Annotated in this window: 9 protein-coding genes; 1 reads left to right on the forward strand and 8 read right to left on the reverse strand. The window is 73.5% G+C overall.

Annotated features, from left to right (window positions below):
* Window positions 1-17: 17 nt before the first annotated feature.
* The 8 genes from Pma05_RS13210 to Pma05_RS13245 all read right to left on the reverse strand — a co-directional run bounded on the left by Pma05_RS13210 (window position 18) and on the right by Pma05_RS13245 (window position 11,091).
* Window positions 18-1,265 (reverse strand): acyl-CoA dehydrogenase family protein, encoded by a 1,248-nt coding sequence (locus Pma05_RS13210; protein WP_203857674.1) that lies wholly within the window; start codon window positions 1,263-1,265, stop codon window positions 18-20.
* 56 nt (window positions 1,266-1,321) lie between these two features.
* On the reverse strand, window positions 1,322-3,493 hold the full coding sequence (locus Pma05_RS13215) for an ATP-binding protein (protein WP_203857675.1): 2,172 nt from the start codon (window positions 3,491-3,493) through the stop codon (window positions 1,322-1,324).
* A 195-nt stretch (window positions 3,494-3,688) separates the two neighbouring features.
* Window positions 3,689-5,227, reverse strand: a complete 1,539-nt coding sequence (locus Pma05_RS13220; RefSeq protein WP_372441466.1) for an acyl-CoA carboxylase subunit beta — start codon at window positions 5,225-5,227, stop codon at window positions 3,689-3,691.
* A gap of 259 nt (window positions 5,228-5,486) precedes the next feature.
* Window positions 5,487-6,656 carry an acyl-CoA dehydrogenase family protein gene (locus Pma05_RS13225; RefSeq protein ID WP_203857677.1) on the reverse strand — a complete coding sequence of 390 codons (1,170 nt, stop codon included), beginning with the start codon at window positions 6,654-6,656 and terminating at the stop codon, window positions 5,487-5,489.
* Entirely contained in the window at window positions 6,653-8,455 is a 1,803-nt protein-coding gene (locus tag Pma05_RS13230) for an acyclic terpene utilization AtuA family protein (protein WP_239312304.1), read from the reverse strand. The genes Pma05_RS13225 and Pma05_RS13230 overlap by 4 nt, the downstream gene beginning before the upstream one ends.
* Window positions 8,456-8,532: 77 nt before the next feature.
* Window positions 8,533-9,378, reverse strand: coding sequence for a TIGR03084 family metal-binding protein (locus Pma05_RS13235; RefSeq protein WP_203857678.1), 846 nt, complete (start codon window positions 9,376-9,378; stop codon window positions 8,533-8,535).
* Between the two features lie 102 nt (window positions 9,379-9,480).
* Window positions 9,481-10,095 (reverse strand): TetR/AcrR family transcriptional regulator, encoded by a 615-nt coding sequence (locus Pma05_RS13240; protein ID WP_203857679.1) that lies wholly within the window; start codon window positions 10,093-10,095, stop codon window positions 9,481-9,483.
* A gap of 318 nt (window positions 10,096-10,413) precedes the next feature.
* Window positions 10,414-11,091 carry a Crp/Fnr family transcriptional regulator gene (locus Pma05_RS13245; protein WP_192766500.1) on the reverse strand — a complete coding sequence of 226 codons (678 nt, stop codon included), beginning with the start codon at window positions 11,089-11,091 and terminating at the stop codon, window positions 10,414-10,416.
* 357 nt (window positions 11,092-11,448) lie between these two features.
* Here Pma05_RS13245 and Pma05_RS13250 point away from each other — a divergent pair.
* The coding region (locus Pma05_RS13250) for an adenosylcobinamide amidohydrolase (protein WP_203857680.1) at window positions 11,449-11,816 on the forward strand (368 nt) is incomplete at its 3' end.

The raw sequence follows: 11,816 nt of genomic DNA on the forward strand, positions 1-11,816 counted from the left end.
GCGGAGTGCCGGGGGAGTCAGTAACTCTTCGGCTGGCCGAGTACGCGCTGCGCGACGAAGTTGAGGATCATCTCCCGGCTGACCGGGGCGATCCGACCGGCCCGTACCGCGCCGAGCAGGGTGGCCACCCCGTAGTCGGTGGTCATCCCGTTGCCGCCGTGCACCTGGATCGCGGTGTCCACGGCCAGCGCCGCCGCCTCCGCCGAGGCGTACTTGGCGAGGTTCGCGGCGACGCCGGCCTCGACGTCACGACCGGCGTCGTACAGGGTGGCGGCCTTGGCGATCATCAGTCGGGCCAGTTCCACCTGGACGGCGGCGTGCGCCAGCGGATGCGAGACGCCCTGGTGGGCGCCGATCGGCCGGCCCCAGACCCGGCGGGTGGCGGTGTAGGTGGAGGCGCGCTCGATGGCGTACCGGCCGGTGCCGGCGCCCATCGCGGCGACCGTGATCCGTTCCGGGTTGAGCCCGGCGAAGAGCGCCGGCAGTCCGGCGTCCAGCCCGCCCCGGTCACCCGGCTCGGCCGTACCGCCGACCAGGGCGTCGCCGGGTAGCCGTACCTCGTCGAAGTAGAGCAGCCACTGGTTCTCCGGGGAGACGATCTCCATCTCCAGCTTCGACATGGTCAGCCCGGGGGCGTCGGTCGGGACCACGAAGAGCGCCGGCCGGAGCCGCTCGTCGGCCGTCCCGCGCCCATCGCCGCCCCGGCCGGTCGTGCCGTCGCCCTCCGTCGGCCCGGCCGGCTCGTCGTCGGGTACCCGGGCGACGACCAGGACGTACGGCGCCTCGTCCACTCCAGAGATGAAGCACTTCCGGCCGGAGAGCACCCAGCCCGCGCCGTCCCGGCGGGCCACGGTGCCGAGCCGGTGGAAGTTCGAGCCCGCCTCCGGTTCGGTGATCGCGAAGGCGATCTTCAGCGACCCGTCGGCGAGCCCGGGCAGGAAGGTCCGGCGCTGCGCCTCGGTGCCGTGTCGACCGATCACCGTGCCCGCGATGGCCGGCGAGACCACCAGGAGCAGCAGCGGGCAGCCGGTCGCCGCCAGCTCCTCGCAGACGATGGCCAGTTCGGTGATGCCGCCGCCACCGCCGCCGTACTCGGCCGGGATGTTGACCCCGAGATAGCCGAGCCGACCGGCCTCGTCCCACAGTTCGGTGGTGTGTTCGCCGGCCTTCGCCTTGGCGACGAAGTAGTCGTGGCCGTAGCGCTGGCCGAGGGACCGGACGGCCTCGCGGAGCTGCCGCTGCTCGGGGGTGGGGTCGAAGTCCATGCGGGATACCTTCCGACGAGGGGACCTGCGAGGGGACCTGGGGTGGACGGCCGGGACTACTCCGGGCCCGAACTGCCGGGCTGCGCGGCATCCGGGACACCGGTCTGCTCCGGGTCCGGCGTCGCGGACCGGTCCGGGTCTGGGGTCGCGGGCTGCTCGGGGGCTGGGTGTGTGGGGTGCTCCGGGGTGAGCACGGCGAGTACCGCACCGGTCTCCACCTGGGAACCGGCGGTGACCGGCAGCACCGCCACCACTCCGGCGGTCGGGGCGGTGACTGGGTGTTCGAGCTTCATCGCCTCCAGCACGAGCAGCGGCTCACCGGCGGCGACCCGCTGGCCGGCCGTCACCAGCGTCCGGCTGACCGTGCCGGGCATCGGTGCCAGCAGCGAGCCCTCGGCCAGCTCCGGTACCGGCTCGGCGTACCGGGGCAGCTCGGTCAGCGCGACCGAACCGTCCGGACCGTCCACGAAGGAGACCGCGCCGACCCGGTGTACGGCGAAGACCTGCCGCACCCCGTCGACCGTCAGCACGGTCCGGGTCGGTTCGGCGGCGACCAGCACCACTTCGGGCCGCCTGCTCGCCTCGGGCCGCCTGCTCGGTTCGGGTTGCCCGGTCTGCTCGGGCTGGCCGGTTGAGGTGGGCTGGCCGGTCGAGGTGGGCTGTCGGGCGGCCCAGTTGAGCAGGGTGCCGGAGCGGTCCAGTCGGTAGTCGACCTCGACCGGGCCGGTCGGGCCGGCGTACCCGATGGTCTGTGGCGTGCTGGGGACGTTGCGCCAACCGGACGGCAGGGTGCCGAGGACCGGGGCGGCGGCCCGGCGTGCGGCGGCCCCGGCCAGCGCGGCGGCCAGCCCGGCCAGCCCGACCCGGTCCGGCGGGAGCAGCGGGGCGAAGACCTCCGGATGCCGGTCGAGGAAACCGGTGTCGATCTCGCCGGCCCGGAACTCCGCCGAGCGCAGCACCCGGACCAGCAGGTCCCGGTTGGTCGTCACGCCGTGCAGTTCCGCCCGACGCAGCGCGCCGGCCAGCGCCCGGGCCGCCTCGTCCCGGGTCGGCGCCCAGGCGATCAGCTTGGCCACCATCGAGTCGTAGTGCACCCCGACCACCGAACCGTCCCGCACCCCGGAGTCGAGCCGCAGCCCGGAGTCGCGCCGTGCCTCGGTGCCGAACTCGACGGTCACCCCCGGTACGCCGAACCGGTGCAGCGTGCCGGTGGCCGGCAGCCAGTCGGCGGCCGGGTCCTCGGCACAGAGGCGTACCTCGATCGCGTGTGAGGTGACCGGCGGGGCAGCGGTCGGCAGCGCCCCGCCCTCGGCGACCAGCAGTTGCAGCCGGACCAGGTCGGTGCCGGTGACGCACTCGGTGACCGCGTGCTCGACCTGGAGCCGGGTGTTCATCTCCAGGAAGTGGAACTCGCCGGCCGGGGTGAGCAGGAACTCGACCGTACCCACCCCGAGATAGCCGACGGCGCGGGTGGCGGCCACCGCCGCGCTCTCCAGCCGGGCCCGCAGTTCCGGGGTGACCGCGACCGAGGGCGCCTCCTCGACGATCTTCTGGTGCCGGCGCTGGATCGAGCACTCGCGCTCGCCGAGGGAGAGCACGGTACCGTGCGCGTCGGCGACGACCTGCACCTCGACGTGTCGGGCCCGCTCGACGTACGGCTCGACGAAGACCGTGCCGTCGCCGAACGCGGCGGCGGCCTCCCGGCGGGCCGACTCGACCGCGCGGGCAAGGTCGGCCGGGTCGCGGACGATCCGCATCCCGCGCCCGCCGCCGCCGGCCGCCGCCTTGACCAGTACCGGGAACGCCTCGACCTGGGCCGGATCGGTGTACGTCGGCAGCATCGGCACCCCGGCGTCGGCGAGCAGCGCCTTCGCCTCGGTCTTGTCACCCATCGCCGCGATGGCCTTGGCGGGCGGGCCGACCCAGGTCAGCCCGGCGTCCCCGACCGCGCTGGCGAAGCCGGCCTGTTCGGCGAGGAAGCCGTACCCGGGATGTACCGCGTCGGCCCCGGTCCGTCGGGCCGCCGCGACCAGCAGGTCGACCCGGAGGTACGTGTCGACCGGCGCGGCGCCCGGCAGCCTGACCGCGAGGTCGGCCTCGGCGACGTACGGGGCTTCGGCGTCCGGGTCGGAGTGCACGGCGACCGTCTCGATGCCGAGCGACCGGCAGGTGGCGAAGATCCGTCGGGCGATCTCGCCCCGGTTGGCCACCAGCAGTCTGCGGATCATCCGCCGCTCCTCCTTCGGTTTCGGGATGCTTACCGGTTCGGCCGGCTGCTGCTTTGGCGGGTGCCGGGTCGGGGGCCGGTCGGCAAACCGGGGTCGTGGCGCCCCGGCTCAGTGCATGACGTCGGGGGCCTTCCCAGCACCTCGAACTGTTGCCCTCGGGCACGCTTCACAGCCGAAAGTGTCCTCGGGCACGCTTCACAGCCGGAAGATGCCGAAGGTCTCGGCGCCCCGGACGGGTCCGTTGTGGATCGCGGAGAGGCAGAGCCCGAGCACCGTACGGGTGTCCCGGGGGTCGAGCACACCGTCGTCGTAGAGCCGGCCGGAGAGGTGCAGCGCGGCCGACTCCGCTTCGATCTGCCGCTCCACCATGGCCCGCATCGCGGCGTCGGAGTCCTCGTCGTACGGTCGGCCCCTGGCCTGGGCCGCCTGCCGGGCCACGATCGAGAGCACTCCGGCGAGCTGGGTCGGCCCCATCACCGCCGACCTGGCGTTCGGCCAGGTGAAGAGGAAACGCGGCTCGTACGCCCGCCCGCACATGCCGTAGTTTCCCGCCCCGTACGAGGCGCCGAGGTTGACAGTCAGGTGTGGCACGGTCGAGTTCGACACCGCGTTGATCATCAGTGCTCCATGCTTGATGATGCCGCGCTGCTCGTACTCGGTGCCGACCATGTAGCCGGTGGTGTTCTGGAGGAACAGCAGCGGGGTGTCGGCGGCGTTGGCGAGCTGGATGAACTGGGCCGCCTTCTGCGCCTCCTCGGAGAACAACACGCCCTGGACGTTGGCCAGCACGCCGACCGGATAGCCGTGCAGCTCGCCCCATCCGGTGGCCAGGGCGCGGCCGTACGCCGGCTTGAACTCGTCGAACTCGGAGCCGTCCAGGATCCGGGCCAGCACCTCGCGCGGGTCGAACGGCACCCGCAGGTCACCGCTGGGGATGCCGAGCAGCTCCTCGGGGTCGTACTTCGGTGGCTCGGGGACGGTGCTGCGGGGCGGCGGGCCGTGCTTGCGCCAGGCGAGCCGGCGTACGCACTGCCGGGCCAGTCGCAGCCCGTCCCGCTCGTCGGCGGCGACGAAGTCGGCCAACCCCGAGGTGCTGGCGTGCATGGTGGCACCGCCCAGCGACTCGTCGTCGGCGTCCTCCCCGGTGGCCATCCTGACCAGCGGCGGTCCGGCCAGGAAGACCTTCGCCCGGCCGCGCACCATGATGGTGTGGTCGGACATCCCCGGCACGTACGCCCCGCCGGCCGTGGCGGTGCCGAACACCACCGAGATGGTCGGGATCCGGGCCGCCGAGAGCCGGGTCAGGTCCCGGAAGACCCGTCCGCCCGGGATGAAGATCTCCGCCTGGCTGGGCAGGTCCGCCCCGCCGGACTCGACCAGGTTGATCATCGGCAGCCGGTTCGCCAGCGCGATCTCACCGGCCCGCTGGGTCTTGCGCAGCGTGTACGGGTTGACCGCTCCGCCGCGTACCGTCGGGTCGTTGGCGACGACGACGCACTCGACGCCCTCGACCACCCCGATCCCGGTGACCACGCTGGCCCCGGTCGGGAAGTCGGTGCCCCAGGCGGCGACCGGGGAGAGTTCCAGGAACGGGGCGTCCCGGTCGAGCAGCAGCTCGATCCGTTCCCGGGCCAGGAGTTTGCCCCGATCGTGGTGCCGGGCCACGTACTTCTCCCCGCCGCCGGCCCGGGCGGCGTCCAGCGCGCCCTCCAGCTCCGCCAGCCGGTCCAGCATCGCCGCCCGGTTCTCCCGGTACGCCGCAGCCGCCGGATCGACGGCCGTCCGCAACGCGCTCACGCCTCGTTCCTCCTGTCCCCGGCCGACCCGCCGACCCAGAGGGTCCGCCCGCCGCCATGCCCCCGGCCGCTGAGTCCCGCCCCACGTCGGCGCTGAGTCCCGCCCCACGCCGTGGCTGGTCGTCGCTGAGTCCCGCCCCGCGTCGGCGCTGGTCGTCGCTGAGTCCCGCCCCGCGTCGGCGCTGGTCGTCGCACGGTCAGATCCCCAGGCCCTTGGCGGCGATCTCGTTCATGATTTCCGTGGTGCCGCCGCCGATGCCCAGGATCCGGGCGTCCCGGTAGTGCCGCTCCACCTCGGCGTCGCGCAGGTAGCCGTAGCCGCCGTGCAGTTGGACGGCCCGGTCGACCACCCAGGCGCAGGCCGCCACGGCGGCGTTCTTGGCCATCGCCACCTCGGCCGGCACCGGCTCACCGGCCGCCACCCGGTCGGCGACCTGCCGGACGTACGCCCGAGCCGCCGCCGTCCGGGTGGCCATCTCGGCGAGCCGGTGCCGGACGACCTGCCGCTCGGTGAGCGGACCGCCGAAGGTGTGCCGGTCCCGGCACCAGGCCAGGGTCAGGTCGAGGCAGCGCTGCGCGGTGGCGTACGCCTGGGTGGCCAGGGAGAGCCGCTCGGTACCGAACTCCCGCATGATGGCGGCGAAGCCGGTGTGCTCGGCGCCGACCAGGTTCCGCACCGGAACTCGTACGTCGACGAAGGAGAGCGCGGCCGTGTCGGAGCAGTGCCAGCCGAGCTTCTCCAGTCGACGGTCGACGGTGCAGCCCGGTGCGTCCTTGTCGATCACCAGCAGGGAGATGCCGGCCGCACCCGGCGCACCGGTCCGGACGGCGGTGGTGACGAAGTCCGCCCGTACCCCGCTGGTGACGAAGGTCTTCGTACCGTTGACGAGGTAGTCGTCGCCGTCCCGCCGGGCGGTGGTACGCAGCGCCGCCACGTCCGACCCGCCGTCCGGCTCGGTGACGGCGAGTGCCCCGATCCGGGTCCCGGCAAGGGTCGGCCGGACGTACCGCTCGACCAGTTCGGCACTGCCGCCCGACTCCGGCCGACCGTCTCCTTGCCAGGCGGCGACGATGTGCGGCAGGGCGATGCCGTGGGTGAAGAGCGCGGCGACCAGCCCGGAGGAGCCGCCGGCCCGGATCAGTTCCTCGGTGACCAGCAGGCTGTCCCGCAGGTCGCCGCCGCTGCCGCCGACCGCCTCCGGAAAGCCGACCCCGAGCAGCCCCAGCTCGGCGGCGACCCGGTGCAGCGCCCGGGGCACCTCGCCGGCCCGCTCCCACCCGTCCAGATGCGGCAGTACGTCGCGCGTGACGAACCGCCGGGTCAGCTCGCGGAGCTGCCGCCGCTCCAGGCTCTCCGGCTCACTCATCCCAACTCCGCCGCCGCCGCTCGCCCCGTCGGCGCCTGTCCCGCCGCCGCCTCCCCGGGCCGCGTCGCTGTCTCCCCGCCGGCTTCCGCCGCCTGCCCGGCCTGCGTCGCTGCCTTCTCGCCGGTTCCCGCCGTCTGCCCGGCCTGCGTCGCTGCCTTCTCGCCGGTTCCCGCCGTTTCCACTGGCGGCTCGTCGAGTAGCTCGGTCGGTAGGTCGACGACGCGGGCACGCAGCAGTTCGCCGAGCGCCTTGGCCTGCGGGTCGAACCGGGCCGAGTCGGCCGCGCCCGCGCCCAGCAGCCCGGTGAGCACGAAGTTGACCGCCCGCAGGTGGGGCAGTTCGTATCGCCGTACCGGCAGCGCGGCGGTCTCCGGCAGCAGCGCGCGCAGCCGTTCGACGGTCAGCCAGCCGCGCAGCCAGCGGTGTCCGGCGGCCGACCGGGCCCAGACCCCGAGGTTGGCGTCGCCGCCCTTGTCCCCCGAGCGGGCGCCGACCAGCATCCCGAGCGGTGCCCGCCGGGTCGGCCCGGCCTCGAACACCGGACCCTCGTCCGGACCGGCGGCCGGCTCCTCGCGGTACGGCGCGGTGACCGCCGGAGGCGCGATGTCGACCCGCTCGCCGGAGGGGAGCACGGCGACCTGCCGTACCCGGTCCTGGGCCACCTCCTCGGCGGCGAACGTCCCGTACGGGCTGGCGTCGCCGGGCGGGGTGGTCAGGGTACAGCCGGGGTAGGAGGCCAGGGCCAGTTCGACGGCGGCGGCCGAGAACGCCCGCCCGGCCCGCTTCGGGTCACCGTCGCTCAGGTGTACGTGCAGCAGCGCGCTCGCCGTCTCGGTGTCGACCGCGTCCACCCGGTCGGTACGGGCCAGCGTGAACTCCAGCCCGTCGCCGCCGATCGCGTCGGTGAGCTGGGCCCGGACCAGTGCCGCCTTCGCCTCGATGTCGAGTCCACAGAGGACGAAGGTCATCGAGTTGCGGAAGCCGCCCAGCCGGGTGACCCCGACCTTGAGGGTCGGCGGTGGAGGGGTGCCGCGCGCCCCGCTGACGCGTACCCGGTCCGGTCCGGCCTCGGTCAGGGTGACCGTGTCGAGCCGGCTCAGCACGTCCGGGCCGAGATAGCCGGGGCCGGCGATCTCGTACAGTAGTTGCGCGGTGACGGTCTCCCGGGTGACCGCGCCACCGGTGCCCGGATGCTTGGTGAGCACCGCCGAGCCGTCCCGGTGCAGTTCGGCGAGCGGGAAGCCGGGGCGACGCCCGCCATCCGGCAGTTCGGTGAAGAAGCTGAAGTTGCCGCCGCTGACCTGGGCGCCACACTCCAGCAGGTGGCCGGCGACGGTCGCCCCGGCGAGCGCGTCGAGGTCGGCCCGGGTCCAGCCGAAGTGCGCGATCCCCGGGCCGACCACCAGCGAGGCGTCGGTGACCCGGCCGGTGACCACCATCTCCGCCCCGGCATCGAGACAGGCGGCGATGCCGAACGCCCCCAGGTACGCGTTCGCGGTCAACGTGCCCGGCCGGTCCAGCGCGTCGCCCTCGACGTACCCGATCCGGACCGGCAGCCCGAGCCGGTCGGCGAGGGTACCCAGTGCGGCGGCCAGCCCGGCCGGGTTCAGCCCACCCGCGTTCGTCACGATCCGTACGCCCCGGTCCAGCGCGGTGCCGAGGCAGGGTTCGAGCTGCCGCAGGAAGGTACGGGCGTAGCCGAGTTCCGGGTCGCGCTGCCGGTCCCGGCCGAGGATCAGCATGGTCAGTTCGGCCAGGTAGTCGCCGGTCAGCACGTCGAGTTCGCCGCCGTCGAGCATCTCCCGCCAGGCGCTGGACCGGTCGCCGTAGAACCCGGAGGCGTTGCCGATCCGCAGCACGTCCGGGCTGGCGCCGATCACGACACCCCGCCCGGCCGGCGGTGCCCCCGGCCCGGCTCGCGGCGTTCATCCGGCTCGCGGTCTTCGGCGGGTTCGCGGCCGGGGCCGGGTGGGCCGGCGAAGACCTGGGCGATGCCGAGCCACTCGGTGGCGACCGGCCCGACCGCGACCAGGGCCAGGTCGGTGTGGTGCCGTCGCTGAGTGACCAGCAGGCAGAAGTCCAGTGCCGGTCCGGAGACCCGGTCCGCCGCATCGGCCGGCCCGAACTGCCAGAACTCGCCGTCGGGGCCGGTCAGCGCGACGCGTACGGGTGCGTCGGGGATCGGGCGACCGTGGGTGGCGAAGGCGTGTCCGACGGTACGGGCGCCAAGGTAGGCCACGTGTCGGAGCCGGGCGGTCGGGGTACGGCTGACGCCGAGCGCGTCGGCGACGTCCTCGCCGTGCGCCCAGGTCTCCATGATCCGGGCGGTGGCCATCGAGGTGGCCGACATCCGGGTGCCGTACCACGGCATCTTCACCCCGGCCGGTACGCCGCGCAGCGCCCGCGCCAGGGCCGACCGGCCGGCCCGCCACCGCTCCAGCAGTTCGGGTACGGGTGCCAGGAACTCCGTCGCGCCCCGGTCGATGAAGCCGTGCGGATCGCTCGCCGCGTGCCGGATCGACTTGGCGAACGCGTCGACGTCGGTGGCGGCCAGCGTGGCGACGTGGTCGGTCCAGGCGAGGTGGGCGACCTGGTGGGCGACGGTCCAGCCCGGCGCCGGGGTGGGGCGGGCCCAGTCCGCCTCGGGCAGCTCCACGACCAGCGCCTCCAGCGCCGCCGACTCGGCGGCCAGGTCCGTCAGCAGACTGTCGAGGTCGACCATGCGCGGCCTCCTTGCCGGTCGCGGTGCGAATCAGCGGTGGCATAGCGGTGCGAATCAGCAGTGGCATAGCGGTGCGGATCAGCGGTGGGGTAGTGGTGTGGATCAGTGGTGTGTGGTGGCGACGATCGAGGCGAGTTGCCGTTTCCAGATGCCGAGCAGGGCGCCGCGCCGGGCCGAGTCGTCGGAGAGCAGGTTGGCCACCCCGAGCCCTCGGAGCAGGTCGAGGGTCGCCTGGATCGCCTCGCGTACCCCCGGTTGCCGCTCGTCGGCCCCGAGCAGGTCGACGGTGAGCCGGTGCATCTCCCGGCCGACCCGGGCCTCCAGCGGCACCAGCGCGTCCCGTAACTCCGGATCGGTCCGCCCGGCGACCCACAACTCCAGGGCGGCGACGAAGAGTGGGCCGGTGAACGCGCTGGCCAGCATGTCGATGACCCGGTCGAGCCGCTCGGGTCCGGCCGGCAGGCCGGCCGCCTCGGCGCGGATCTCCGCCGCCCGGCGTTCGGCCAGGTGCTCGACGGCGGCCATCACCAGGGTGCTCTTGGTCGGATAGTGGTGCAGTTGGGCGCCCCGGGAGACGCCGGCCCGGGTGGCCACCACCGTGGTCGTGGTGCCGGACCAGCCCCGCTCGACCAGACACTCCACAGTGGCCTCCAGCACCCGGGCCTGGGTGGCCCGGCTGCGCTCCCGCTGAGGCGTGCGGGTCGGTGTGGTGGACACGGGGACAAGCCTGCCGCGCCACAAACAAACAGTCAAGACTGCTTGTTTTTCGCCCGCTGGCTCGTCGATTCCACTTCGTATTGGAGGACGTCGGCATCGACGTCGAGATCGACGGGGAGTGACCGTCCGGAGTGGTCGACCGGGGTCGACTGCCCCAGGCGCCGTACCCGCCGCCGGTGGTCTCGGAATCTTGGCAAGTTAGGGCGCGCGGCGAACCACAATTCGCCAAGGATCTTGGCGCGACCACCCGGGCGCGAGCGGCATGGAACGGCCCCGCACCATCCAGGGTGGGTGCGGGGCCGAGGGCGTACGCGGGGGTCAGACCCGGGCGCGGCGGGCCAGACGCTCCGGGTCGAGGATGATGATGCTCTTGCCGTCCAGCCGCAGCCAGCCCCGCGAGGCGAAGTCGGCCAGCGCCTTGTTGACGGTCTCCCGGGAGGCGCCGACGAGCTGGGCGATCTCCTCCTGGGTCAGGTCGTGGGTGACTCGGAGTACGCCACCGTCCCGGGTGCCGAACCGGCCCGCCATCTGGAGCAGGTTCTTCGCCACCCGGCCGGGAACGTCGGTGAAGATCAGGTCGGCCAGGTTGTCGTTCGTCCGGCGCAGCCTGCGGGCGAGTACCCGGAGCAACTGCTCGGCGATCTCCGGCCGGTTGTTCAGCCACGGTCGCAGCGCCTGCTTGCGCAGCCGGGCGAGCCGGGTGTCGATCACGGCGGTGGCGGTCGCCGTACGCGGGCCGGGGTCGAACAGCGAAAGTTCGCCGACCATGTCGGACGGGCCCATCACGGCGATCAGGTTCTGCCGGCCGTCAGCGGCCCGGCGGCCAACCTTGATCTTGCCGCTCAGGACGATATAAAGACTGTCGCCTGGTTCGCCCTCGTTGAAGACGATTTCGCCCTTGCGGACCTCGATCGTCTCCATGTCCTTCGCGAGTGCCTCGGCAGCCTCGGGGTCCACGCCCTGGAAGATCCCGCTCCGAGCCAACACCTCGTCCATCGCGCACCTCCGCCCACGCGAGCCGTCCGCGGCCGGGTTCCGGCCGGTGATCGGCGCGCGCCGCCAAGTCTAGGCGCATGTGAAGAGTAATCGGAGGAGCACCCCTGGAATCTTGATCCGGTGCCGGGCCGCGTAACCCCAGATAACCCGGGGGTACGCCCGGTTTGGCGCGTCCCGTGTCCAGCCGGGCGAGTCCCATTGCTCCCACCGGGGCCAGATCGCTATCGCTGGCGACGATCTGGACACCAGATGCGTTACCGGGCCGGCGTAACGCCTCCGGTGTCCAGGTGGAGGCTCGGGTGATTGTCGGGCTGGCCGGCGGCCTAGGGGTACGGGGGCGGAACGTAGGGTCGGGCGGTGTTTGGTGTACCGGAGTTGACCTATCGTGCCGAGGGTGGGCGGGAGGTCCCGCTGCTGGTCTGGCGGCTCGACCGGCCCGTGCTGGCGATCAGCTCCGGCCCGCTCGGCGGCGGGATCGGCGTACGACACTGGGTGGTCAACGCGACCGTGCCGATGTCGTACCGCCGGGACGACCCGGACGTCCACCTCGGCGAGCTGGCCGACCAGCTCGGCCTGCGCGGGCCCGGGGTCGGACTGCTCACCGGCGTCGACGTCACCGAGGTGGTGACCGCCGACGACTCCGGTGTCCGGATCTGGGCCACTGTCGGTCTCGGTGCCCCGATCTGGGCGGCGGACGACCCCGACCCGGCCCCGGCCCCGGCCCC

Origin of the sequence: Plantactinospora mayteni, assembly GCF_016862935.1 — a bacterium.
Lineage (GTDB): Bacteria > Actinomycetota > Actinomycetes > Mycobacteriales > Micromonosporaceae > Plantactinospora > Plantactinospora mayteni.